The sequence below is a fragment of the Microbacterium sp. T3-8 genome, assembly GCF_055398145.1.
Genome location: NZ_AP027918.1, coordinates 3,092,558 through 3,117,719 on the forward strand (window position 1 = coordinate 3,092,558; position 25,162 = coordinate 3,117,719).

Annotated in this window: 18 protein-coding genes and 1 rRNA gene; 11 read left to right on the top strand and 8 right to left on the bottom strand. The window is 69.9% G+C overall.

Features of this window, described 5'->3' with window-relative positions:
- Positions 1-409: 409 nt before the first annotated feature.
- From ACZ5Y9_RS14905 to ACZ5Y9_RS14915, 3 genes are all read right to left on the bottom strand, one after another.
- A 16S ribosomal RNA gene (locus tag ACZ5Y9_RS14905) occupies positions 410-1,931 on the bottom strand.
- A gap of 510 nt (positions 1,932-2,441) precedes the next feature.
- The gene (locus ACZ5Y9_RS14910) at positions 2,442-4,175 is read right to left on the bottom strand and encodes an ABC transporter ATP-binding protein (RefSeq protein WP_464471681.1); all 1,734 of its coding nucleotides are present in this window, start codon (positions 4,173-4,175) and stop codon (positions 2,442-2,444) included.
- A complete protein-coding gene (locus ACZ5Y9_RS14915; RefSeq protein ID WP_464471682.1) occupies positions 4,172-5,884 on the bottom strand; it encodes an ABC transporter transmembrane domain-containing protein in 1,713 nt (570 codons plus the stop codon). Before ACZ5Y9_RS14915 ends, ACZ5Y9_RS14910 begins: the two co-directional genes overlap by 4 nt.
- A 182-nt stretch (positions 5,885-6,066) precedes the next feature.
- On the opposite strand from ACZ5Y9_RS14915, the gene ACZ5Y9_RS14920 reads away from it, so the two are divergent.
- Positions 6,067-7,122: an alpha/beta hydrolase gene (locus ACZ5Y9_RS14920; protein WP_464471683.1), complete on the top strand. Its 1,056-nt coding sequence runs from the start codon at positions 6,067-6,069 to the stop codon at positions 7,120-7,122.
- A gap of 9 nt (positions 7,123-7,131) precedes the next feature.
- On the opposite strand, the gene ACZ5Y9_RS14925 is transcribed toward ACZ5Y9_RS14920, so the two are convergent.
- Together ACZ5Y9_RS14925 and ACZ5Y9_RS14930 are read right to left on the bottom strand one after the other, a co-directional pair.
- On the bottom strand, positions 7,132-8,505 hold the full coding sequence (locus ACZ5Y9_RS14925; RefSeq protein ID WP_247624667.1) for a pyridoxal phosphate-dependent decarboxylase family protein: 1,374 nt from the start codon (positions 8,503-8,505) through the stop codon (positions 7,132-7,134).
- A 10-nt stretch (positions 8,506-8,515) separates the two neighbouring features.
- A complete protein-coding gene (locus tag ACZ5Y9_RS14930) occupies positions 8,516-9,220 on the bottom strand; it encodes a TetR/AcrR family transcriptional regulator (protein WP_464471684.1) in 705 nt (234 codons plus the stop codon).
- Positions 9,221-9,284: 64 nt separating this feature from the next.
- Between ACZ5Y9_RS14930 and ACZ5Y9_RS14935 the strand changes: the two genes are divergently transcribed.
- Positions 9,285-10,343 (top strand): agmatine deiminase family protein, encoded by a 1,059-nt coding sequence (locus ACZ5Y9_RS14935; protein ID WP_464471685.1) that lies wholly within the window; start codon positions 9,285-9,287, stop codon positions 10,341-10,343.
- Positions 10,340-12,091 (top strand): amidase, encoded by a 1,752-nt coding sequence (locus ACZ5Y9_RS14940; RefSeq protein ID WP_464471686.1) that lies wholly within the window; start codon positions 10,340-10,342, stop codon positions 12,089-12,091. The genes ACZ5Y9_RS14935 and ACZ5Y9_RS14940 overlap by 4 nt, the downstream gene beginning before the upstream one ends.
- A 34-nt stretch (positions 12,092-12,125) precedes the next feature.
- On the opposite strand, the gene ACZ5Y9_RS14945 is transcribed toward ACZ5Y9_RS14940, so the two are convergent.
- Entirely contained in the window at positions 12,126-13,619 is a 1,494-nt protein-coding gene (locus ACZ5Y9_RS14945; protein WP_464471687.1) for a glutamate-cysteine ligase family protein, read from the bottom strand.
- Between the two features lie 213 nt (positions 13,620-13,832).
- Between ACZ5Y9_RS14945 and ACZ5Y9_RS14950 the strand changes: the two genes are divergently transcribed.
- Genes ACZ5Y9_RS14950 through ACZ5Y9_RS14965 form a run of 4 tightly spaced genes read left to right on the top strand, consistent with a single transcriptional unit; the run spans position 13,833 to position 17,659 of the window.
- Positions 13,833-14,624 carry a tryptophan 2,3-dioxygenase gene (locus ACZ5Y9_RS14950; RefSeq protein WP_247624766.1) on the top strand — a complete coding sequence of 264 codons (792 nt, stop codon included), beginning with the start codon at positions 13,833-13,835 and terminating at the stop codon, positions 14,622-14,624.
- Positions 14,624-15,583 (top strand): amidohydrolase family protein, encoded by a 960-nt coding sequence (locus ACZ5Y9_RS14955; RefSeq protein ID WP_247624662.1) that lies wholly within the window; start codon positions 14,624-14,626, stop codon positions 15,581-15,583. The genes ACZ5Y9_RS14950 and ACZ5Y9_RS14955 overlap by 1 nt, the downstream gene beginning before the upstream one ends.
- 1 nt (position 15,584) lies before the next feature.
- Positions 15,585-16,829, top strand: coding sequence for a kynureninase (locus tag ACZ5Y9_RS14960; RefSeq protein WP_464471688.1), 1,245 nt, complete (start codon positions 15,585-15,587; stop codon positions 16,827-16,829).
- A complete protein-coding gene (locus tag ACZ5Y9_RS14965; RefSeq protein WP_247624660.1) occupies positions 16,826-17,659 on the top strand; it encodes a PaaX family transcriptional regulator in 834 nt (277 codons plus the stop codon). The genes ACZ5Y9_RS14960 and ACZ5Y9_RS14965 overlap by 4 nt, the downstream gene beginning before the upstream one ends.
- 24 nt (positions 17,660-17,683) lie before the next feature.
- Here ACZ5Y9_RS14965 and ACZ5Y9_RS14970 read toward each other — a convergent pair whose 3' ends face one another.
- On the bottom strand, positions 17,684-18,697 hold the full coding sequence (locus ACZ5Y9_RS14970) for a LacI family DNA-binding transcriptional regulator (RefSeq protein WP_464471689.1): 1,014 nt from the start codon (positions 18,695-18,697) through the stop codon (positions 17,684-17,686).
- 167 nt (positions 18,698-18,864) lie between these two features.
- Between ACZ5Y9_RS14970 and ACZ5Y9_RS14975 the strand changes: the two genes are divergently transcribed.
- The 4 genes from ACZ5Y9_RS14975 to ACZ5Y9_RS14990 all read left to right on the top strand — a co-directional run bounded on the left by ACZ5Y9_RS14975 (position 18,865) and on the right by ACZ5Y9_RS14990 (position 24,367).
- Complete coding sequence (locus ACZ5Y9_RS14975; protein WP_247624658.1) at positions 18,865-20,160, top strand: extracellular solute-binding protein; 1,296 nt, start codon at positions 18,865-18,867, stop codon at positions 20,158-20,160.
- Positions 20,141-21,082 carry a carbohydrate ABC transporter permease gene (locus tag ACZ5Y9_RS14980; RefSeq protein WP_247624657.1) on the top strand — a complete coding sequence of 314 codons (942 nt, stop codon included), beginning with the start codon at positions 20,141-20,143 and terminating at the stop codon, positions 21,080-21,082. The genes ACZ5Y9_RS14975 and ACZ5Y9_RS14980 overlap by 20 nt, the downstream gene beginning before the upstream one ends.
- Positions 21,079-21,960, top strand: a complete 882-nt coding sequence (locus ACZ5Y9_RS14985) for a carbohydrate ABC transporter permease (protein WP_464471690.1) — start codon at positions 21,079-21,081, stop codon at positions 21,958-21,960. The genes ACZ5Y9_RS14980 and ACZ5Y9_RS14985 overlap by 4 nt, the downstream gene beginning before the upstream one ends.
- A 142-nt stretch (positions 21,961-22,102) precedes the next feature.
- On the top strand, positions 22,103-24,367 hold the full coding sequence (locus tag ACZ5Y9_RS14990; protein ID WP_464472748.1) for a beta-xylosidase/alpha-l-arabinosidase: 2,265 nt from the start codon (positions 22,103-22,105) through the stop codon (positions 24,365-24,367).
- A gap of 85 nt (positions 24,368-24,452) precedes the next feature.
- Here the strand turns inward: ACZ5Y9_RS14990 and ACZ5Y9_RS14995 are convergent, their stop codons facing one another.
- Positions 24,453-24,938 (bottom strand): FBP domain-containing protein, encoded by a 486-nt coding sequence (locus ACZ5Y9_RS14995; protein ID WP_247624655.1) that lies wholly within the window; start codon positions 24,936-24,938, stop codon positions 24,453-24,455.
- Positions 24,939-25,162 lie beyond the last annotated feature (224 nt).

Here is a 25,162-nt window from a genome sequence, read left to right on the forward strand (position 1 = left end):
ACATGAGTTTGAATCAGAATCGACACCAGGCCCGAAAGCCTGGCATGAAATTGACTAATGATCTTTAAGATCATCTTGTGCAACCAGCTCGAAAGCCGGCTGCAAGATGCTCGCGTCCACTGTGTAGTTCTCAAAGTACGGGCGGTACCCCATCCAGCAACCCCACACGGGAGAAACCAGAAGAGGCCCAGAGGTACAGAAACGATCCGAAGATCGCATCCGGTCCCTCAGGACCCAACAGCGTGCAGGCACCGGTCCCCTCACCCCACTCTTTCCAACAACCGAAGTTGCGTACTCGACCAGAGATCAGATCTCGATGCCATGTCAAATGTTCCACCCATGAGCTCCCAGCGAAGAACGTATGCCTTCGATCTGGGTTCTGGACTCCGAAGAGTCAGATGCTCCTTAGAAAGGAGGTGATCCAGCCGCACCTTCCGGTACGGCTACCTTGTTACGACTTAGTCCTAATTACCGATCCCACCTTCGACGGCTCCCTCCACAAGGGTTAGGCCACCGGCTTCAGGTGTTACCGACTTTCATGACTTGACGGGCGGTGTGTACAAGACCCGGGAACGTATTCACCGCAGCGTTGCTGATCTGCGATTACTAGCGACTCCGACTTCATGAGGTCGAGTTGCAGACCTCAATCCGAACTGGGACCGGCTTTTTGGGATTCGCTCCACCTCGCGGTATTGCAGCCCTTTGTACCGGCCATTGTAGCATGCGTGAAGCCCAAGACATAAGGGGCATGATGATTTGACGTCATCCCCACCTTCCTCCGAGTTGACCCCGGCAGTATCCCATGAGTTCCCACCATTACGTGCTGGCAACATAGAACGAGGGTTGCGCTCGTTGCGGGACTTAACCCAACATCTCACGACACGAGCTGACGACAACCATGCACCACCTGTTTACGAGTGTCCAAAGAGTTGACCATTTCTGGCCCGTTCTCGTATATGTCAAGCCTTGGTAAGGTTCTTCGCGTTGCATCGAATTAATCCGCATGCTCCGCCGCTTGTGCGGGTCCCCGTCAATTCCTTTGAGTTTTAGCCTTGCGGCCGTACTCCCCAGGCGGGGAACTTAATGCGTTAGCTGCGTCACGGAATCCGTGGAATGGACCCCACAACTAGTTCCCAACGTTTACGGGGTGGACTACCAGGGTATCTAAGCCTGTTTGCTCCCCACCCTTTCGCTCCTCAGCGTCAGTTACGGCCCAGAGATCTGCCTTCGCCATCGGTGTTCCTCCTGATATCTGCGCATTCCACCGCTACACCAGGAATTCCAATCTCCCCTACCGCACTCTAGTCTGCCCGTACCCACTGCAGGCCGGAGGTTGAGCCTCCGGATTTCACAGCAGACGCGACAAACCGCCTACGAGCTCTTTACGCCCAATAATTCCGGATAACGCTTGCGCCCTACGTATTACCGCGGCTGCTGGCACGTAGTTAGCCGGCGCTTTTTCTGCAGGTACCGTCACTTTCGCTTCTTCCCTGCTAAAAGAGGTTTACAACCCGAAGGCCGTCATCCCTCACGCGGCGTTGCTGCATCAGGCTTCCGCCCATTGTGCAATATTCCCCACTGCTGCCTCCCGTAGGAGTCTGGGCCGTGTCTCAGTCCCAGTGTGGCCGGTCACCCTCTCAGGCCGGCTACCCGTCGACGCCTTGGTGAGCCATTACCTCACCAACAAGCTGATAGGCCGCGAGCCCATCCCCAACCGAAATTCTTTCCAGACGCAGACCATGCGGTCACGTCACATATCCAGTATTAGACGCCGTTTCCAGCGCTTATCCCAGAGTCAGGGGCAGGTTGCTCACGTGTTACTCACCCGTTCGCCACTGATCCACAGAGCAAGCTCTGCTTCACCGTTCGACTTGCATGTGTTAAGCACGCCGCCAGCGTTCATCCTGAGCCAGGATCAAACTCTCCGTAAAAAAGAAATGCATACCACCCGGGGAAAAACCGGGAAGCAGCGAGTTTGATGCTGACCAAAGAGACAAATTCATTGCTGACTTCATCCGTTGCCAACCCCACAAGGAGGTTGGTCTTTGATCCAAAGGAATCTCATCCAGCCGAAGCTGAATCGAGGTTATTTGGCATTTGACAAGTGCACGCTGTTGAGTTCTCAAGGATCGGATGCTCCCACGACCCAGTCATCACAACCAGGCCCGAAGGGCAACTTCTCTATCTTACTGATCTCGTTCCTGTTGTCAAATCGCGTTTCGGCGACTCGCTCATCGGAATGAGGCAGTTCCTTCATCCAGAACACTCAGAAGAGTTGATGTGGATTCGGGGGGGGTGGTTCTCCGCTTGAGGGGGGTGAGGCTCTCGGCCTTTCCGCTTCCCTGTGGGGCGAACAGGTAATAACTTACGTGGATTCCGGGGGTCGGGCAAATCCGGCCCGTCCGCCGGGCGTGTCGTCCCGATTTTCCGCGGAACGGCGGTCACCAGGCGGTCCACGCCGCCCAGAGCCGCGCATAGGGTCCCGGCGTCTCGACGAGGTCGGCGTGCGTTCCCGACTGCACGATCCGCCCGTCCTCCATCACCAGGATGCGGTCGGCCGTCACCGCCTGGGTGAGCCGGTGCGCGATCACGATCCCCGTGCGCGCACCGATCGCCCGGGCCGCCGCGTCGTCGAGGATCTCGGCGTCCGCCGACCCCGCCTCCGCCGTCGCCTCATCGAGGATCACGACCGAGGCATCCGACAGCGCCACCCGCACCAGCGCCAGGTGCTGCGCCTGCCCCGGGGTGAGCGGATGCCCCGACTCCCCCACCGGAGTGTCGAGCCCCTCGGGCAGGCGGTGGACCCAGTGCGCGTCCAGCGCGTCGATGACCGCGAGCATCCGCTCCTCGTCGGCATCCGCGAACAGCCCCAGGTCATCACGCACCGTGCCCGCGAACACATGGGGCTCCTGGCTCAGCATGATCACGGCATCCTGTAGGTCGTGCGGGTGCCACTCCCCGATCGCGCGGCCATCGTGGCGGACGTCTCCCCCGCCCACGGGGAGCGCACCCGCGAGCACGCGGGCGAGCGTCGTCTTGCCCGCACCGCTCGCCCCGACCACCGCGATCCTCTCGCCCGCCGATGCGCGCAGTGAGACACCGGCGAGGTCGTCACGATCGGGACGATGTCCGAAGCGCAGCCCCTCGACGTCGATCGCGCCGCGACGGGCGGGCCTCTCCTGCGTACGCGGCGCGGGAGAGGGGAGGCCGATCACTCCGAACAGGCGCGCGAGGCTGGCGCCGGCATCCTGCAGGTCGTCGATCCGGTAGAGCAGGCTGCTCATCGGCCCGAAGAGCCCGAGGAAGTAGAGCGCGGCGGCGGTCGCGGCGCCCAGCTCGACCAGACCGCCCGCGACGAGGAAGTACCCCGTCACCAGAACGGCCGCGAGCCCCAGGAACTCGGCCCCGTTGAGGAAGACGTTGAAGTCGTTGCGCACCCGCGTCGCGCGCACCTCGAGCCCGATCGCCTGCTCGCTGGCCTCGGCGATCCCGGCCAGGTGCCTCTCCTCGGTGCGCAGCGCGACGACGGTGTCGACCCCGCGCACCGCCTCGATCGTGCGCTGCCCCCGCTCGGCCACCACCGTGCGATGCGCGCGATAGATCGGAGCGGACCGGCGCAGGAACCAGCGCAGTGCGAAGAACTGCACCGGGGCGGCGCACAGGGCCGCCAGTGCGAAGCGCGCGTCGAGCGCCCCCATGCCGATCAGGCTCAGCACGATCCCGAAGACCGCGGTCAGGAAGGCGGGCAACGCGCCCTCGACGACCTCGCCCACCGCACGCACGTCGCCCGAGAGACGCGCCACCAGGTCACCGGTCCCCGCCGCCTCGATCCGCGACGTCGGCTGGGCGAGAGCCGTGCGGAACGCCGACTCGCGCACCTCCCGGATCGTGCCCTGCCCCAGCCGGGCCAGCAGCACGCGCCCCACCCACGTGAGCACGGCCGCCGACACCACGGATGCCGCGAGCACCAGTCCGAAGGGCAGCAGCCCTGTGCCGCCCGCCACGATGTCGTCGACCATGAGCCCGATCACCCACGGGGCGACGAGCGCTGCCCCGACGCCGGCGAACAGGGTCACGAGCGCGAGCAGCACGAGCCCCCGTCGATGCCCGAGCGCCGTGAGGAGTCCGCGCGCGGTGTCGCGGCGGCTCGCGACCGGCAGCTTCTCGTCGCTCATGCGTCGTCCCTCTGATCGGGGTCGTCCCGCCTCCGGTCGCGGTCGTCGCGCAGATCGGGGTCGTCCCTCAGATCGTGCACGCGCGCGCACGCCGCGAGCAGCGAGGCGCGGTCGGTGAGCAGCAGAATCGTGCGCCCGTCACGGGCGAGACCCTCGGCGACCTGCGCCTCGGTGATCGGATCGATCGCGGTGGTCGGCTCGTGCAGCACGAGCAGGGGCTGCGGTTGGTGCAGGGCCCGGGCGAGCAGAAGGCGCTGACGCTGACCGCCCGAGAGCCGAAGGCCGCGCTCGCCCACGCGCTCGTCGAGACCGTCGGGCAGCCGGCGCAGCACCTCGTCGAACGCGGATGCCTCGAGGTGCGCGGCGTCGATCGGATCGGCGATGTTCTCGGCCGCCGTGCCGCTGAACACCGCGGCGTCGTGCGGCGGGGCGAACACCCGGGATCGGAGACCCTCGGCATCGAGGTGGGCGGCATCCGTTCCGGTCAGCAGCAGCTCGCCGACATCGGGCTCGCGCTGTCCGCCGAACAGACGCGCGAGATCGGCGATCCGCGCGGGGTCTGCGCGAATCCCCGTGAGCTCGCCCGCGCGGATCTCGATCGGCCGCCCGTCGACGTCGAGGCGCGCGACCACTCCGCCCGCGGCCACTCCACCTGCGGCCGCGGCGACGGCATCCGTCACCGGCATCCGCTCGACGGCATCCGCTCCCGCTTCGGCGGCATCCATTCCCGCTTCGGCGGTGAACTCGGCGATGCGCGTCGCCGACCCGTGCTTGCTCGCGATCTGCGCCGGCAGATAGCCGAGCGCCTGCAGAGGTCCACGGATCGTCTGCGCGAGCCCCATCGCCGTGACGAATCCGCCGACCGTGATCGCGCCCTCCAGCGCGAGCCAACCGCCGAGCATCGCGATGCCGGTGAAGGCGAGACCGCTCACCAGCAGGTTCAGCGCCGTGAGCCCGGCTGTCGCCTTCTCGGCGCGATAGGCGGCTTCGGCCGCGACCGCGCTCTCGGCGACGTAGCGCTCGGCCGCTCGGGGAGCCCCGCCCAGGGCGCCGAGCACGCGCAGGCCGGTCGCGAAGTCGGTGCTCACCGCGTCGAGCCGCGCGGCCTGCTTCTGCGCCGCGTATCCGCGACGACGCAGGCCCCCGCTCACGGCGTGCACGACGAACGCCTGCACGAGCGTGCCGATCACGACGGCGATCACGAGCGGCCAGGCGATGACGAGCAGCGTGATGCACGCGACGAGCACCGCCGTCGCCGCGGCCGCCTGCTCGGCGATCACCCAGAAGAACCCGGCCGTCTGTCCGGCATCCGACGAGGAGATCGTCAGCACCTCGCCGGCCGGACGCCGCACGCGACGGCGCAGCGCGAGCCCGAGCACCCCCTGCCGCAGCGCGTGCTCGCCGCGCGCGTAGACGACGGTGGCGGAGCGATCACCCACCTGCCACGCGCAGATCAGTACCGCGAACACGGCGACGAGGAACGTCAGCGCCCACCCGAGCGCGACCGGGTCGTGCGGAGCGATGGCCCGGTCGATCACGACGCCCACCGCGACGGGCACCATGACCTCGGCGAGTTGATGCCCGCAGAAACCCGCGATCGAGAGCGCCGCGCGCAGCCGACGCCCGCGCCCCCACACCCCCTCGCGGAACGCCCGTCCCACGGTCGTCGGAGCAGGATTCGGCGCGTGGTTCGGCGCAGGGCGGGGCATCGGGACTCCAGGAATCGGGGGCCCTCTTCACGCTAGCGAGGGCGGGTGTCGCCCAGCGGACAAGTGCTGTCGGCCACCGGACCGGTTCGCGGGCCGGGGATTCCCGCCCCGGTCACGGCGTCGATCCGGGCGTGCGTCGCCGCGCGGAGTACTGCCACACTGGTGCGCGGAGAGGGAGTCCCATGAGCGCGCACGACCACGAACCAGAACCGGCACGACCCGCGAAGTCGCGTCGTCCGTGGCGGCGGACGAAGATCGCCGTCGCCTGCGTCGTCGGGGTGGCCGCGGTCGTGGCGATCGTCGGCTCGCTCACCCCGTGGCCGTCGGCCATGATCATCCGCGCCGTGTTCGCCAAGGGCGGTGACGAGACAGCGGCGGAGATGGAGAAGCACGTGCCCGACGTCGAGCTCACCGAGCAGCTCGACGTCGCCTTCGGGGACCGGGGTGCCGACACGACCCTGGACGTCTTCTCCCCGGCATCCGCCACCGGCCCGCTGCCCACGGTCGTCTGGATCCACGGCGGCGCCTGGATCTCGGGCGCGAAGGAGAACGTCGATCCGTACCTGCGCATCCTCGCCGCCGAGGGCTACACGACGATCGGCGTGAACTACACGATCGGCCCCGAGGGCGTGTACCCGCTCGCGGTGAACCAGCTCAACGAGGCGCTCGCCTACATCGACGAGCATGCCGCCGAGCTGGGCGTCGATCCCACGCGGATCGTGCTCGCCGGGGACTCCGCCGGTGCCCAGCTCGCCAGCCAGATGGCCACGCTCATCACGAGCCCCGACTACGCCGAGATCATGGACATCACTCCGTCGATCGAGGCCTCGCAACTGGTCGCGACCGTGCTCAACTGCGGCGTCTACGATCTGTCGGCGCTCGCGCAGCTCGACGGGATCGCCGGCTGGGGCTTCAAGTCGGCGATGTGGGCGTACTCCGGCACAAAGACCTGGGCCGAGGACTCGACGGGCGCGACGATGTCGACCGTGGACTGGGTGACCGCGGACTTCCCCGCGACCTACATCTCGGGCGGCAACGGTGACGGCCTCACCTGGCTGCAGTCGATCCCGATGGCGAAGCGCCTCGACGAGGTGGGGGTCGAGGTCACGACGCTCTTCTGGCCGGCACCGCACGAACCGGCGCTCCCCCACGAGTACCAGTTCCACCTCGACCTGCCGGATGCCCGGACCGCCCTGCAGAAGACCATCGACTTCCTGGACGCGCACACGAGTAGATGAGGCGCGCTGTCAGGCCATGGTGTCGAGGATGCCGACGAGGTCTTCGAAGGTCGTGAGCGGGTTGAGGATCGCGAAGCGCGTGTTCGGGCGGCCCTTGTGCGAGCTCGGAACGACGAAGGCGCGCTGCGAGTCGAGCAGGGCGGCCGACCAGCGGTCGTAGTCGGCGCGTTCCCACCCGTCACGCTCGAACACGACGACCGACAGCTGCGGATCGCGCACGAGCCGGAGCCCGGGGCGTGCCGCGATCTCGTCGGCGATGCGGCGGGTGAGCGCCATCGTCGCCCCGACCGCGTCGCGATAGGACGTGACGCCGTACGTCGCGAGCGAGAACCAGAGCGGCAGGCCGCGGGGGCGCCGCGTGAGCTGGATCGAGTAGTCGGACGGGCTGAAGTCGTCGCCGTCGGTGAGCGTATCGAGGTACTCGGCGTGCTGGGTGTGCGCGCGGCGTCCCGCCTCGGGATCGCGGTAGATCAGGGCGCAGCAGTCGAACGGCGCGAACAGCCACTTGTGCGGATCGACGATCACCGAGTCCGCGCGCTCCACCCCGGCGAAGATGTGCCGCGCCTCGGGCGACAGCATCGCGGTGAGTCCGTACGCGCCGTCGATGTGCAGCCAGAACTCGAATTCGTCCTTCAGAGCAGCGATGCCGGCGATGTCGTCGACGATGCCGAAGTTCGTCGATCCCCCGGTCGCGACGACCGCGCAGATCTCGTCACCGTGTTCGGCGAGGGCGTCGCGCACGGCATCCGCGCGGAGAACGCCGTCGTCGCCCGCCGGCACGAGCAGCACGTCGGCATCCATCACCCGCGCGGCCGATTTGTTCGAGGAGTGGGCCTCGACGCTGCAGACGATCTTCCAACGCGACGGGAGCTGCTTGCCCGCATCGAGGAGCCGCGCCTTGGCGGCCTCGCGCGCGGCGACCAGCGCCGACAGGTTGCCGATCGTGCCGCCCTGCACGAAGACCCCACCCGCGGTGTCGGGAAGCCCGAACTCTTTCGCCAGGAACGAGAGCACCTCGTTCTCGGCGTGCACGGCGCCCGCTCCCTCGAGCCAGCTGCCGCCGTAGAGACCGGATGCCGAAACCACCAGGTCGAACGCGATCGCCGCCATGGTCGGCGCGGTGGGGATGAACGACAGGTACAGCGGATGACTCGTGGTCAGGCACGCCGGCGCGAGGATGTGCTCGAACACGCTGAGCGCCCGGTTGGCCCCCAGTCCCGCGTCGGTGATCGTGGCCCCGACGAGCCGGTTGAGCTCGGCCTCGCTCTGCGGCTTGTCGAGCGGCACGTCGGCCGCCAGCATCCGCCGTCGGGAGTAGTCGAGCACCGCGTCGACGATGGCCGTCGACTCGGCCGAGGCGGCGTGCATGCGCACAGCATCCATGGGGCGTTCCTTACTTCGCGGAGGAGGGAGCGGACGCCGGGGCGTCGAGCGGGTTCGGGGTGAGCGTGTTCGGGGTGAGGGGATCCGGGGTGAGGGGATTCGGTGCATCGCCGCGCGGATCGAGCACGACGGCGAGCGTGCGCCGGGCGAGGGCGGCGCGATCGTGCGGCACCCACTTCACCAACGAGTGCGCGTTCATGCCGTCGATCATCGCGAGCAGCAGCCAGGCCGCGGTCTCGGTGCGGGTCGCCGAGATCTCGCCCGAGGCGACGGCACGGGCGAGATGCGCCTCGAGGGCGCTCTGCCAGAGGTCCATCTCGGAGCGGACGCGCGCGGCGAGCGCCTCGTTGCGCGCACCCAGTGCCCACGCCTGCACCCACACGAGGGTCACGTCGTCGCGACGGCCGTCGAGCAGCGTCTCGGTCATGTGCAGCAGGTTGTCGCGCACGGTCGCGCCGGGATCGAACGACGCCATGACCTCGTCGCGCTCGGCCGCCACGATCTCGCCGAAGACATCGGCGAGGAAGGCGTCCATGCCCGGGCGGTAGTGCGCGACGAGAGCCGGGGTGACACCCACGCGGGCGGCGACGGCACGCAGGGTGAGAGCCTCCAGCCCGCTCTCGCGGGCGAGCCCGACGGCGCCCTCGAGGATCGAGCGGTCGCGCTCTTCGGGAGGGAGGCGCCGGGGGCCGGAGACTCTTGACGTCGTGTTCATCACGGGTTACCGTAGCACCTGTTGATCGCATGTTCAATAACCACTCCACCGCGAGGAGACACCGATGGCCTGGCGCATGCCCGCAGAGACCGCACGCCACGATCGCACCTGGATGGCCTTCCCCGTCGAGGGCCAGACGCTCGGCGAGAGCGCGGCCGAGCGCGACGAGGGGTATGCGACGTGGACGGCGGTGGCGCACGCGGTCGCCGAGTTCGAGCCGGTCACGATGCTGGTGGATCCGCGCGAGCTCGCGCGGGCGAGGCGGATGCTGGGAGCGGGTGTCGAGATCGTGGAGGCACCGGTCGACGAGTTCTGGATGCGCGACTCCGGACCGACCTTCGTGATCGACGACGAACGCCCCGAGGCGCTCGGCGCGGTCGACTGGATCTTCAACGGCTGGGGCGACCCGGAGTGGGCCGACTGGGCGGCGGCCGCGCAGCACGCCCGCATCATCGCACGCGGCGTCGACGCCGAGCTCGTGAGCTCGACCCTCGTGAACGAGGGCGGCGGGATCCACGTCGACGGCCAGGGCACCGTGCTGCTCACCGAGACCGTGCAGCTCGACCCGCGCCGCAATCCCTACGCCGACCGGCAGCGCGTCGAGGCCGAGATGCTGCGCACGATCGGGGCGACCAAGGCGGTCTGGCTGCCGCGCGGCCTCACTCGCGACTACGACGACTTCGGCACCAACGGGCACGTCGACATCGTGGCGACGATCGTCTCGCCCGGGCGCCTGCTGCTGCACGCGCAGAACGATCCCGCGCACCCCGACCACGCGGTGACGCGCGAGCTGCGGGCGCACCTCACCGAGCAGACGGATGCCGCCGGCCGCAGCTTCGAGGTGATCGATCTCCCCGCGCCCTCCACGCTGCGCGACGACGAGGGCTTCGTGGACTGGAGCTACGTCAACCATCTCGTGACGAACGACGGCGTGGTCGCCTGCGGGTTCGGAGACGAACGAGCGGATGCCGTGGCGCGCGAGATCCTCGCCGAGGCGTATCCCGGCCGACGCGTCGTGACCGTCGATGCACGACCGCTGTTCGACCGCGGGGGCGGCATCCACTGCATCACGCAGCAGCAGCCGGCGCTCGGACAGTCCTCACCCACGGGCGCACTCGCATGATCGATGTCGTCGAGGCGTCGATCGCCGACCTGCGCCGCGCCCTCGACGAGGGAGCGGCGACGGCGGTCGACCTCGTCGACGCCTATCTCGCCCGTATCGACGCCTATGACGGCCCGGGCACGCTCACCGCATTGAACGCGGTCGTCGTGCGCAACCCGGAGGCCCGCGCCGAGGCGGCGGCATCCGACGAGCGTCGGGCGCGCGGCGAGACCCTCGGCCCGCTCGACGGCATCCCCTACACGGCCAAAGACAGCTACCTCGTGCGCGGGCTCACCGCCGCCGCCGGCAGTCCGGCCTTCGCGCGGCTCGTCGCCCAGCGCGACGCGTTCACCATCGAGCGGCTGCGGGCCGGCGGGGCCATCTGCCTCGGACTCACCAACATGCCGCCGATGGCGAACGGCGGCATGCAGCGCGGGGTTTACGGACGCGCCGAGAGTCCGTACAGCGCGCAGTGGCTCACCGCGCCCTTCGCCTCCGGATCGTCGAACGGCTCGGGCACCGCGACCGCCGCGAGCTTCGCCGCGTTCGGCCTGGCCGAGGAGACCTGGTCGAGTGGTCGAGGCCCGGCGACGAACAACGCCCTCTGCGCGTACACGCCCTCGCGCGGCGTGATCTCGGTGCGCGGCAACTGGCCCCTCGTGCCCACGATGGACGTGGTGGTGCCGCACGCTCGCACGATGGCCGATCTGCTCGAGGTGCTCGACGTCATCGTCGCCGACGACGCCGAGACACGCGGAGACTTCTGGCGCACGCAGCCGTGGGTGCCGATCCCGGCCGCCTCCTCGGTGCGTCCCGCCTCCTATCCGGCGCTCGCCGCGACCGGCACGCTCGTCGCGACCGGCACGCCCCCTTCCGACCGCGCGAACGCCCTCGCCGGCATCCGGATCGGCATCCCCCGCATGTACATCGACGCCGATCCCGAGGCGGGCACCGCCCCGCACCCCGGGATCGGCGGGCCGACCGGTCGGCGCATCGACACCCGCCCCTCGGTCCTCACTCGCTGGGCGGCAGCGCGCCGCGACCTCGAGGCGGCAGGGGCGACCGTGCTCGAGGTCGACTTCCCCGTGGTGTCGAACTACGAGGGCGACCGCCCCGGCGCCCCGACGATAGCGACGCGCGGGCTCGTCTCGCCCGCCTACCTGCACCGCGAGATCGTCGATCTCTCGGCGTGGGCGTGGGAGGACTTCCTGCGGGCCAACGGCGACCCCGCCCTCGACTCACTGACCGGCATCGACGGATCCACGATCTTCCCGCACCCGGACGGCGCGCTGCCCGACCGCTACACCGGCTTCGACGACGACATCGCCGAGTACCCCGACTGGGTGCGGGAGCACCCCGACACCGGCCCCGACGACATGCCCGAACTGCCCGAGGGTCTCCGCGGGCTGGAGGAGACCCGGCGCCGCGATCTCGAGCAGTGGATGGACGGCCTCGGCCTCGACGCCGTCGTCTTCCCCGCCGTCGCCGACCTCGGCCCCGCCGACATGGACGTCGATCCGGCATCCGCCGACCTCGGCTGGCGCAACGGCACCTGGATCGCGAACGGCAACCTCGCCATCCGTCACCTCGGCATCCCGACCGTCACGGTGCCGATGGGCCTCCTCGACGACATCGGCATGCCGATCGGACTCACCTTCGTCGGCCGCGCCCACGACGACGCGCGCCTGCTGCGGCTCGCGGCGGCGTTCGAGGCATCCGGAGCACCCGGCGAGCGCCGCACGTCCCCGCCGCGCACGCCCGCGCTCTGAACGGCGGACCACCGCAGGAGATAGGGGATTCCCCTCACTCCCAGGTGTGCACCGGCTCCCCGGCCCGGGCGAGCTCGAGGTAGTCGCCGAGCATGCCGTGCAGCGCCTCCGCCCGGGTCTGCCCAGCGCGCTCCCGCGCCGCGACGCTGCCCCGCTGCCAGGTCGCCCCGTTGCGCCCGGTCACGCAGCGCTGCTCGATGATGCCGAGGTACCGATCGCGTGCCGCCGGGTCGACACCGTACGTGTCGAGCCCCTCGGCGGCCATCGGCAGCAGTCGCCGCAGCACGAGCTCGCGCGCGCCGACCCAGCCCACCTCGGGCCAGTAGAGTCGCGCCTCGATCCCGTCGCGCGCGCCCGCCCGCAGGTTCTCGGCCGCGGCATCGAAGCTCATCTGCGTCCACAGCGGACGATCCGCCTCGGCGAGGGTGCGCACGAGACCGTAGTAGAAGGCCGTGTCGGCGAGCACGTCCACGACCGTCGGCCCCGCGGGCAGCACGCGGTTCTCGACGCGCAGGTGGGCGGTGCCGTCGACCGTGTCGTAGATGGGTCGGTTCCAGCGGTACACCGTGCCGTTGTGCATGCGCAGCTCGGCGAGGGAGGGCGCGCGGCCGGCGGCGAGTTCCGCGAAGGGGTCCTCGTCGGTGACGGCCGGCAGCAGCGCCGGGAAGTACCGCGAGTTCTCCTCGAAGAGGTCGAAGATCGAGGTGACCCAGCGCTCCCCGAACCACACGCGCGGACGCACCCCCTGATTCTTCAGCTCCTGCGAGCGGGTGTCGGTGGCCTGCTCGAACATCGGGATGCGGGTCTCGTGCCACAGGGCGCGTCCCGCGAAGAACGGGGAGTTGGCGGCGAGCGCGACCTGCACCCCGGCCATGGCCTGCGCCGCGTTCCAGTACGGCGCGAAGGAGTCCGGCTCGACCTGCAGGTGCAACTGCACCGAGGTGCAGGCGGCCTCGGGAAGGATCGTGTCGGTCACGATGTCGAGGCTCTCGCGGGGGCTGCCCGGCAGCGGTACGCCGTCCAGCTTCAGCTCGATGTCCTCCCCGCGCGCGGCGAGCACCTGCTGGCCGAGCAGGCTGTAGCGCGGATCCTCCGAGATCCAGCGCTCGGTGAAGTGGTGCTCGTCGAGGGTGGGCAGCATCCCGATCATCGCGATCGCATTGCCGGTCGCCGCCTGCACCCGGGCATCCGCCTCGTCGATGGCGTTGCGCAGCGACGTCTCGAGATCGCGCGTGCGCCCTCCACCGATCGGGCGCGGCGCGACGTTGACCTCGATGTTGAACCGGCCGAGTTCGGTCTGGAACGCGGGGCTGGCGATCGCTTCCAGCGCCGCTTCGTTGGCCATGGCCGGATCCCCGGCGGGGTCGACGAGGTTGAGCTCGATCTCGAGGCCGAGCTGAGGCAGCGCTCCGTCGAAGCGTCCATCGGCGAGCATCTCGGCGAGCGCGTCGAGGCACTGCTCGGTCTTGGCGCGGAACTTCGTGCGGTCCTGGCGCGTAAAACTGCGCGCGTCGATGCGGTCACCCATCCCTCGACGGTAGCGGTCGTACGCGAATCACCCCGACCCCTTGACATTTCATCATTGTGACGAACGGCACATTCGTTATATGTTTGCCCCATGAGTGTCGAGAGCCCGAATCCCGAGAGCACCCCGGCCACGCAGGCCACCCCCGCCGAGAACACCACCGCCGAGAACACGCGTGCGCTCGAGGGCGGGATCGTGACCGACCTCGAAGGCAAGATGACCTACGGGTCGTACCTCGGGCTCGACCAGCTGCTCACGGCGCAGCGTCCGGTGAGCAGCCCCGAGCACCACGACGAGATGCTGTTCATCATCCAGCACCAGACCACCGAGCTGTGGCTCAAGCAGCTGCTGCACGAGCTCTCCTCGGCGCGGGAGCTCCTCGCCCGCGACGACCTGCGCGAGGCCCTCAAGCGCATCGCCCGGGTCAAGCGCATCCAGGACGTCATGACCCAGCAGTGGGCGGTGCTCGCGACCCTCACCCCCACCGAGTACGCGCAGTTCCGCGGCGCGTTGGGCAACTCGTCGGGCTTCCAGTCGGTGCAGTACCGTGCGGTCGAGTTCGCCCTCGGCAACAAGAACGAGAAGATGCTCGGTGTCTTCCGCGATCACCCCGCCAACCTCGCACTGCTCACCGCCGAGTGGGAGAAGCCGACCCTGTACGACGAGTTCCTGCGCTTCGCCGCCCGCCGTGGGCTGCCGATCCCCGCTGAGATCCTCGACCGCGACGTGCGGGAGCCCTACCGGATGACGACCGAGCTCGTGCCCGCGATCCGCGAGATCTACCAGGACCCGAGCCGGTACTGGGACCTCTACGAGGCGTGCGAAGACCTCGTCGACCTCGAGGACAACTTCCAGTTCTGGCGCTTCCGCCACCTCAAGACCGTGGCCCGCACGATCGGCATGAAGGTCGGCACCGGCGGCTCCAGCGGCGTCGGATTCCTGCAGCGCGCGCTCGATCTGACCTTCTTCCCCGAGCTCTACGCCGTGCGCACCGAGATCGGCAGCTGATGAGGGCGGCGACCTTCTTCGACGGCGAGGAATGGCGCGAGGGCGTGATCGACGTGCTCGACGGACGGATGATCGTGCGCGATGCGACCCCGGCCGATCAGCTCCCCCGCCTCGACGGCGTCGTGACGGGCGGGTTCACCGACCACCACGTGCACCTGCAGCTCGTCGACACGACGGGCCTCGCCGCCTCGACCCTCGGCCGCGTCATCGACCTCGGGGCGAACGTGACGGAGATCGCACGGCTCGGCGAGACGCTCGCCCCCGTCCGCCTCGAATACGCCGGTGCCTTCCTCACCGCCCCGGGCGGCTACCCCTCCGACCGCGCGTGGGCCCCGGCGGGTTCGGTGCGCGAGATCAACGACGCGGCGCAGGCCGCCGAGGCGGTGGACGAGATGGCGGATGCCGGTGCCCGGTGCCTCAAGATCGCCAGCAACACGACCGCGGGACCGGTGTTCGGCGATGAGCTCATCCGCACGATCGTCGACCTGGCCGCCGCCCACGGCCTCACGGTCACCGCTCACGCGGAGGGACCGGGCGAGGCGCAGCGCCTCGCGCGACTCGGTGTCGCGCGCCTCGCGCATGCTCCCTTCACCGAGGTGCTCGACGACGACGAGATCGCCGCGCAGGCGGCATCCGTCGCCTGGATCTCGACGCTCGCCGTGCACGACGACGCGAACCGCGCGGTCGCGGTCGGGAACGTGCGACGCTTCCACGCCGCCGGGGGCACGGTGCTCTACGGCACCGACATGGGCAACGGCCCGACACCCGTCGGTCTGAACCCGGGCGAGATCGCGGCGCTCCGCGACGCCGGTCTCGACGACGACGCCCTGCTGCGGGCGCTGGCACCGCTCGACCCGCGCGACCCCGGCGCGCGACCGCTCGTCATCCCCGGAGCGCCCGGCACCTCCCCCGACCCGCTCCGCGCCCGCCCCCTCCTCCCCGAAGACCTGAAGGTGTGACATGACCGACCTCCACGACTCCGCCGTTCTCGACTCCGCCCTTCTCGAGCACGCCCGCGCCCTCGACGCCGCCGATCCGCTCGCGGCGCACCTCGACGCCTTCGCCGATGCCCCGGGCGTCGACGCCTACCTCGACGGGAACTCGCTCGGCCGCCCCCTGCGCGACATCCCGGAGCGGCTCGCGGCCTTCGTGCGCGAGGACTGGGGCACGCGCCTCATCCGGTCGTGGGACGAGCAGTGGATGGCGCTGCCGATGGAGCTCGGCGACCGCATCGGCCGCGTCGCGCTGGGCGCGGCATCCGGTCAGACCGTCGTCGCCGACTCGACCAGCGTGCTCATCTACAAGCTGATGCGCGCCGCGGCCGCCGCCGACCCGACCCGCACCGAGCTCGTGATCGAGGCGGGCAACTTCCCCACCGACCGATTCCTCGCCGAGGGCGTCGCCTTCGAGACCGGCATGACGCTGCGCTGGATCGAGCCCGACCCCGTGCTCGGCGTGAGCGTCGCCGACGTCGTCGCCGTCGTGTCGGAGCGCACCGCGATCGTCTCGCTCAGCCACGTCGACTACCGCTCCGGCGCGCTGGCCGACATGCCCGCGATCACGGATGCCGTGCACGCCTCGGGCGCGCTCATGATGTGGGACCTCTGCCACTCGGCGGGCGTCGTTCCGATGCACCTCGACGCGTGGGGCGTCGACATGGCGGTCGGCTGCACCTACAAGTACCTGAACGGCGGCCCCGGATCCCCGGCGTTCGCCTATCTCAACCGTGCACACCAGGGCACGCTGCGCCAGCCGATCCAGGGGTGGTGGAGCGCCGCCGACATCTTCGCCATGGGGCCGGAGTACGTGCCCGCCGGCGACATCCGGCAGCTGCTCAGCGGCACGCCGCCGGTCACCTCGATGCTGGCGATGCAGGGGATGCTCGACCTGATCGAGGAGCCCGGCATCGATGCGGTGCGCGCGAAGTCCCGCTCGCTGACCGACCTCGCGGTGCGCGCGTTCGACGAGCAGCTCTCCCCGCTCGGCGTGCGGCTGCTCAGCCCGCGCGACGCCGACCTGCGCGGCGGGCACGTCACGATCGGGCACCCCGACTTCCGGGAGGTCACGCAGAAGCTCTGGGCGGAGGGCGTCATCCCCGACTTCCGGTTCCCCGACGGCATCCGCCTGGGCCTGTCCCCGCTGAGCACCTCGCACGTCGAGACCGTGACCGGCGTGCTGGCGGTGCGTGACGCGCTGCGCGCATGACGGTGACGGCGGAGGGCGCGGGGGCGGCGGCATCCGTCGTCGACGACATCGACGCGCGCCCCGGCAGCACGGCGTCACTGCTGCGCACGGTCGTGGGCCTGTTCCTGCGCCCGCTCGGCTGGATCTCGACGGCAGATCTCGTCTCGCTCGCCGGTGATCTCGGGATCGAAGCCGCGCAGGCCCGCACCGGCATCGCGCGCCTCAAGCAGAAGGGCCTGCTGCTGGCCGAGCGGCGCGACGCCGTCGGGTACCGCCTGAACCCGGCCGCTCTGGCGATGCTGCAGCGCGGCGATCGGCGCATCTTCGCGATGCGGCAGATGACGGATGCCGATCCCTGGTGCCTCGTGTCGTTCTCGATCCCCGAGACCGAGCGGGCGGTGCGGCATCAGCTGCGCCGGCGCCTGCACTGGATCGGCGCGGGGGTCGTGTCCTCCGCCCTGTGGATCTGCCCCGGGCACCTGCAGGACGAGGTGCGGCAGATCGTCGACGAGGTCGGGGCGCGGGCGTGGGTCACACTCTTCCCCGCCGGGATGCCGGTGACCGATCGCACGCCGGCCGAGTCGGCGGCGTCCTGGTGGGATCTCGACGCGCTCGCCGACGAGCACCGCCGGTTCCAGGAGTCGCTCACGACGCTGCCCGCCGAGCCGTTCGCCGCGTACGTCCACCTGCTCGACCGCTGGCGCACACTCCCCTACCTCGACCCGGGTCTGCCCCCGTCGATGCTGCCCGCCGACTGGCCGGGCACCCGCAGCTTCGCCGAGTTCGCCTGGCTGTCGGACACGCTCGAGGGCCCGGCCATGGCGCACGTGCGCGCGGTCACCGGGGGCTGACGGAGGGTCTCGCACGAGACGGGCTCAGCGCCCCGGCGACTCCGGCGGCGGGGCCGTCGTCCCGCGCACGACCAGTCGGGTCGGCAGGGTCACGTGGAGCTCGTCGAGCTGCTCGCCGGCGAGCAGCGAGAACACCATCTCGGCCGCGACCGAGCCGAGTCGGCGCATCGGCTGCTGGATCGTCGTCAACGGCTGTGCGCGTCGCGACGCCTCGGGGACGTCGTCGAAGCCGATCACGGAGAGGTCCTCGGGCACCCGGATGCCCATCTCGCGTGCGACGTCGATCACGGCGATCGCCGAGAGGTCGTTCGCCGCGAACACGGCCGTCGGGCGATCCGGGCCGGCGAGCAGCACGCGCGCCGAGTCCCGGGTGGTCTGCCACTCGTAGAGGCCGGGACGGATGAGGTCGGGGTCGACGGGCAGGCCGGCATCGCGAAGCGCGCGTCGATAGCCGGCGTCGCGCAGGCCCGCGGAGCGCAGGTCGGGGCGCCCGCCGAGGAAGCTGATGCGACGGTGACCGAGCTCGAGCAGATGACGCGTCGCGGTCAGTGCGCCGCCGAAGCTGTCGGACTCGACCGTCGGCAGATCGGCGCGGCCGGTATGCGGGTCGACGGCGACCACCGGGATCTCCGTGGCGGCGTTCACGATCGTCGGCGTCACCATGATCGCGGCGTCGATGAGGGTGCCGGAGAGGCGGCTCAACGATCGGCGCTCCCACCCCTCCCCCGCGCCCTGATGCGACCCGCTGTAGGCGAGCAGGTCGAACGCCGTGTCGTGCACCGCGGCGCCGACGCCCTTGAGGATCTCGGCGCTGAAGGGCTCGAAGTCGGCGAGCAGCACCCCGATCACGCCGGTGCGCCGCGCGCGCATGCTGCTGGCCACGAGGCTCGATTCGTAGCCGAGCTCGCGCACCGCGTCGAGCACACGACGCACCGTGTCGTCGGCGATGCCGTACCGGCCGTTCACGGCCTTCGACACGGTCGAGACCGAGACTCCCGCCGCCTTCGCGACGTCGTGGATCGTGGTCCGCCCGCTCATGAGCGCCCATCGTATCCGCACACGTCGGGCTTTCGGAAACTGTTTTCGAAAACGTTTGACGCCCGTCATCTCCGGCAAGAGACTGCTCTGCGACGCGGTCTCATCCTGCTGCCGCGAGCGTCCGCATCGGCGCGGATGCACACACTCTCGATGAGGAGAACGATCACATGAACAGCAGAAGGCACTCCCTCGCCGCCGCGGCGGCACTGACCGCCGTCGGCGCGCTCGTCCTGAGCGGATGCACCGGCGGCACTCCCGACGGCGGCGACGGCGACGGCTCGTCGATGACCCTGTGGCACAACTCGACCACCGGCCCCGGCGTCGAGTTCTGGGAGAAGACGGTCGCCGACTTCGAGGAGGCCAACCCCGGCGTCTCGATCACCGTCCAGTCGATCCAGAACGAAGATCTCGACGGCAAGCTCCAGACCGCGCTCAACTCCGGCGATGCGCCCGACATCTTCCTGCAGCGCGGAGGCGGCAAGATGGCCGCGATGGTCAAGGCCGGTCAGCTCAAGGACCTCACCGGTTCGCTGTCGGATGCCGTGACCGACGAGATCCCCGCCGCCGCGTTCTCGGCCAGCAGCCTCGACGACAAGATCTACGCGATGCCCGTCGCCGTGCTGCCCGGCGGGCTGTTCTACAGCCAGGACCTCTTCGACGAGGCCGGCATCACCGAGAACCCCACGACGCTGTCCGAGCTCGAGGACGCGACGGCCGCGCTGCGCACCGCCGGCATCGAACCCATCGCGCTCGGCGCGAAGGACGCCTGGCCCGCCGCGCACTGGTACTACTGGATGGCCCTGCGCGAGTGCAGCGCCGACACGCTGGCGAAGGCCGCCGACGAGATGAACTTCGACGACGACTGCTGGGTGCGCGCGGGCGAGGATCTCGAGGCCTTCGCCGCGACCGAGCCGTTCAACTCCGGATTCCTCACGACCACGGCCCAGCAGGGTGCGGGCAGCTCGGCCGGACTCATCGCGAACCACCAGGCCGGCATGGAGCTGATGGGTGCCTGGAACCCCGGTGTCATCGGCTCCCTGACTCCCGACCAGCAGCCGCTCGCCGACCTCGCCTGGTTCCCGTTCCCCGAGATCGAGGGTGGCGAGGGCGAGCCCGGTTCGATGATGGGCGGCGTCGACGGGTACTCGTGCTCGGTCGATGCTCCGGACGCCTGCGTCGATTTCCTGAACTACCTCGGGTCGGCCGAGGTGCAGACCGCGTACTACACCGCGTTCAACGCCCCGCCCGTGAACACGGTGGCGCAGGAGGCCGTGACCGAGCCGTACCTGCAGTCGATCCTCGAGGCCTACAACGCCGCGCCGTACGCGTCGCAGTGGCTCGACACCGTCTACGGCCAGAACGTCGGCAACGCCCTCAACGTCGCCGTCGTCGACATGCTCGCGGGTCAGGGATCACCGGAAGACATCGTCAAGGCTGTCCAGGATGCCGCTGCGAAGGCGTGAGGCGGCCGCCCGGCTGGAAGTGATCCTTCTGGCCGGGCCCGCCCTGGTCGTCTTCCTCGCCTTCGTCATCTTCCCCGTGCTGATGGCCGCGTACTACGGCTTCTTCAGCTGGCAGGGGTACGGGGCTCCCACCGACTTCGTGGGTCTGAAGAACTATCTGACGATCCTGCAGGACCCGCTGTTCCACGACGCCCTGGCGCACAACGGCTTCATCCTGGTGATGTCGCTCGTGCTGCAGGGCCCGGCCGCCATCCTGCTCGCGCTGCTGCTCAACCGGCGCATGCGCGGGCAGTCGCTGATCCGGGTGCTCATCTTCATCCCCTACGTGATCTCCGAGGTCGTCGTCGGCACCGGGTGGAGCCTGATGCTCCAGACCAGCGGCGCGTTCAACGCCCTGCTCGAGAACGCGGGTCTGGGGTGGCTGGCGGCGGACTGGCTGTCGAATCCCGACATCGCGATCTGGACGCTGATGGTCATCATCACCTGGAAGTACGTGGGGTTCGCCGTGATCCTCTTCCTCGCGGGCCTCCAGGGGATTCCCGAGGAGCTGCACGAGGCGGCCGCGATCGACGGGGCCTCGTACTGGCAGATCCAGTGGCGCATCACGCTGCCGCTGCTCGCCCCGACGCTGCGCATCTGGGCCTTCCTGTCGATCATCGGCTCGCTGCAGCTGTTCGATCTCGTCTACATCATCTGGGGGCAGTACATCGCCTCGACCGCCGGCACCTCGACCATGGCCACGTACATGGTCGGCGAGGGCCGCAACGCCGGCAACTTCGGCTACGGCAACGCCGTCGCCGTCGTGCTGTTCCTGATCTCGCTCGTGGTCGCCCTCATCTATCAGCGCGCCGTGCTCAAGCGCGACACCGAGGGCGCCCTCACCGGGCCCGCCTCCGCGAAGAAGAAGAGGAAGAACCGATGACCGCCACCTCGCTGCTCGTGACGCAGCGTCACGGGCGCACCGGGCGCTCCGCCCGTCCCCGCCTGCCCTGGGCGCACCCGACCGTGTACTTCGTGGCGCTGATCGTCGTCGGGCTCATGCTCGCCCCGATCGCCTACATCGTCATCGGCGGCTTCCGTACGAACGCGCAGATCACGACCGACCCCTCCGGTCTCCCGCAGCCGTGGGTGTTCTCGAACTACCTCGACGTGATCACCGGAGGGATCTTCTGGCGCCAGGTGCTGAACTCGACGATCGTCGCGGTCGCCACCACCGCCGGGGTGGTCGCGCTGGGACTCATGGCCGCCTACGTGCTGGCCCGCTACCGGTTCGCCGGCCGCGGCGTGCTCTACGCCTTCTTCGCGGCGGGGCTCATGTTCCCGCTGACGGTCGCGATCACGCCGTTGTACATCGTGGTGCGCAACCTCGGCCTGATGAACTCCCTCGGGGGCGTGATCCTCCCGCAGATCGCCTTCGCCCTGCCCACCACGATCATCATCCTCGTGCCGTTCCTCCGGGCGATCCCCGACGAGATCCAGGAGGCCGCCTTCATCGACGGCTGCAGCCGCATCGGCTTCTTCTGGCGCATGGTGCTGCCGCTGTCTCTGCCGGGGGTCATCACCACCGGCATCCTGGCGTTCATCGGCAGCTGGAACGGCTACCTGCTGCCGCTGTTCATCCTCAACGACGCCTCGGCGTTCACCCTCCCGCTCGGCGTGCAGTCGTTCTCGTCGCAGTATTCGGTCGACACGGCCAAAGTGCTCGCGTTCACGTCGCTGTCGATGATCCCCGCGCTCATCTTCTTCAGCCTGTTCGAGCGTCGCATCGTGGGCGGGCTGACCGGTGCCGTCAAGGGCTGAACGCGCCATCGGCGCCCCATCGCACTCCGTACGGAAAGAGATCATCGTGTCACACGACACCACTGCGCGCTCGACGCCCACCGCGTCGACGCAGACCCCGCGCCCGCCCCTCTCGCCGCGCGTCGCCGCGCTCCTCGCCGAGATGACCCTCGATGAGAAGCAGGCACAGCTGGTCGGGTTCTGGGTCGACCAGGGAGACGAGGTCGTCGCCCCGATGGCCGGCGAGAAGAAGACCTCGACGCGCTACGAAGAGGCCACCGCGCACGGCATCGGCCACCTCACGCGCGTCTACGGCACCCGACCCGTCGACCCCGGCGAGCGCGCCGCATGGCTGTGGTCGGAGCAGGCCCGCCTGCAGCGCGAGACCCGCCTCGGCATTCCCGCGCTCGTGCACGAGGAGTGCCTGACCGGCCTCGCGGCATGGCAGGCGGCGACGTATCCGACGCCGCTCGCCTGGGGAGCGTCGTTCGACCCGGCGCTCGTGGAGCGGGTGGGCGCGGCGATCGGCTCGTCGATGCGCACGCTCGGCATCCACCAGGGGCTGGCCCCCGTGCTCGACGTCGTGCGCGATCCGCGGTGGGGGCGCGTCGACGAGTGCATCGCCGAGGACCCCCTGGTCGTCGGCGTGATCGGCACCGCCTACGTGCGCGGCATGCAGTCGCAGGGCGTGCACGCGACGCTCAAGCACTTCGTGGGGTACTCGGCGTCGCGCGCCGGGCGCAACCACGCGCCGGTGCACGCCGGTGGGCGCGAGATCGAGGACGTGCTGCTGCCGCCGTTCGAGATGGCCGTGCGCGAGGGCGGAGTGCGCAGCGTCATGAACTCGTACACCGACATCGACGGCATCCCGGTGGCGGCCGACGCGCACTACCTCGACGACATCCTGCGCGAGCGGTGGGGTTTCGACGGCGTGGTGGTGTCGGACTACTTCGCCGTCGACTTCCTGCGCTCGATGCACCGCGTCGCCGCCGACTCGTCCGAGGCCGCGGCTCTGGCCCTCACCGCCGGCATCGACGTCGAGCTCCCCTCGCCCGACGCGTACACCACGCTCGCGGCGCAGGTGCGCCAGGGCACGCTCGCCGAACAGCTGCTCGATCGCGCGGTCGGTCGTGTGCTCGCGCAGAAGGAGGAGCTCGGGCTGCTCGACGCCGACTTCACCAGCACTCCGCCGACGGCCGTCGATCTCGACTCCCCCGCGCACCGCGCTCTCGCCCGCGAGCTCGCGGAGGAGTCGATCGTGCTACTCAGCAACGACGGCACCCTGCCCCTGGTCGCGGACGCCGCCAGGCGCATCGCCGTGATCGGCCCCAACGCCGACAGCACCGAGGCGCTGATGGGCTGCTACTCCTTCGTCAACCACGTGCTCGCCCACCACCCCTCGACGCCCGCCGGCATCGCCCTGCCGACGGTGCTCGAGGCCCTGCGCGCCGAGCTGCCGGACGCGACCGTCACGCACGCGGTCGGCTGCGCCGCCGAAGGCGACGACCGCAGCGGGATCGCGGATGCCGTCGCCACCGCGCGAGCCGCGGATCTCGCCGTGGTCGTCGTGGGCGACCGCGCGGGGCTGTTCGGCCGCGGAACGGTCGGCGAGGGCAACGACGTCGACACCCTCGATCTGCCGGGCGTGCAGCGGGAACTCGTCGAGGCGATCGTCGAGACCGGCACGCCCGTGGTGCTCGTCGCCATGACGGGTCGCCCTTACGCCCTGGACTGGGCGCTGCCGCCGCGTGCGACGCCGGGCGGAGCATCCGCGGGTCTCGGCGCCGTGAACTCCCCCGCGGCGGCCCACGTCTCGGAGGAGGCTCCCGCCGCGCGCCGGCCGGCTGCGGTGCTGCAGACGTTCTTCCCCGGCGAGGAGGGCGCCCCCGCTCTCGCACGCCTGCTCACGGGACGCGTCGACCCCTCGGGGCGTCTGCCCGTCTCCCTGCCGCGTTCCGCCGGCGCGCAGCCGTACTCGTACCTGCACCCCGTGCTCGGCGGACGCACCGACATCACGAGCGTCGACCCCACGCCCACTCGCCCCTTCGGGTTCGGACTCGGCTACACGTCGTTCACGCACACGGCGATCGAGGCCGATGCGACGGTCGTCCCGGGAGCCTCGTTCCGCGTCGCAGTCGAGGTGCGCAACGCCGGAGGGCGTGACGGCGTCGACGTCGTGCAGCTCTACGCGCACGACGAGGTCGCGAGCGTCGTGCGCCCCGTGGCTCAGCTGATCGGATTCGAGCGGATCGGGCTGGCCGCCGGTGAGAGCAGGCGCGTCACGTTCGACGTGCCCACCGAGCGCCTCGCCTTCACCGGGCGCGACGGCGTGCGCCGGGTCGAGCCCGGGCGGATCCGTCTCTGGGTCGGCGAGGCGTGCGACCACGAGGAGGCCGTGACGACCATCGAGATCGTCACGGCCCCCTGAGCGGGGGTGCCCTTCGACAGGCTCAGGGACCCAGCTCGGACTGTGGGTCGCTGAGCCCGTCGAAGCGTCCCCGCACGAGACTCCCTCAGGCGTCGAGGCCGGCGAGGAAGGCGCGCACGTGCTCGCCCAGCTTCACGATGCGCAGGTCGCGGGCGAGCTCGCGGTCGAAGCCCTCGTAGGCGAGCGGGGGCAGCCGGCGCACGTTCTCGGAGCATCCGAAGTTCGCGCACACCAGGGTGCCGATCGTGTCGCCCTTGCGACCGGCCGGTCCGGCCTTGCGCGCGGTGAACAGCTGCACGTCGTTGCGGAGCGTGACGTCCTCGCACCACGAGCACTGGGCGCGGGCGATCACGCGCTGCTCGGCCTGCTGCAGCAGGGCGCCGGTGAACTCGCCGTCCACCTCGGTGATCACGTAGGCGCGACGCGGCGCCTTGGGGTCGACCCAGCCGAGATAGTCGATCCGGTCGAAATCGATGTCGGCGAAACCGGCGGGCAGGTTCAGGTCGGAGACCTCTTTGCGGGAGGCATTGCGGAAGGAGGCGCGGATGGCGCGCTCGTCGATGGGACGCATGGGAGTGGATGCTTTCGTCTGATGCTCGCCGCGGAAGGACGAGTCGAGAGGTGGAGGTGGAGGTGGAGGGAACGATGAAGCACCGGAGACGGCATCCGCCTCCGGCCGATCGTCAGCCTCTGCCCGCGGCGCTGTGCGCGCCTGCGGCTCCTGCCTGCGCCACCCGGGCGCTCCTCGAGAACATCACCCGGCGAGCCTACACCCGCCCCGGCGGCGTGGGCCGG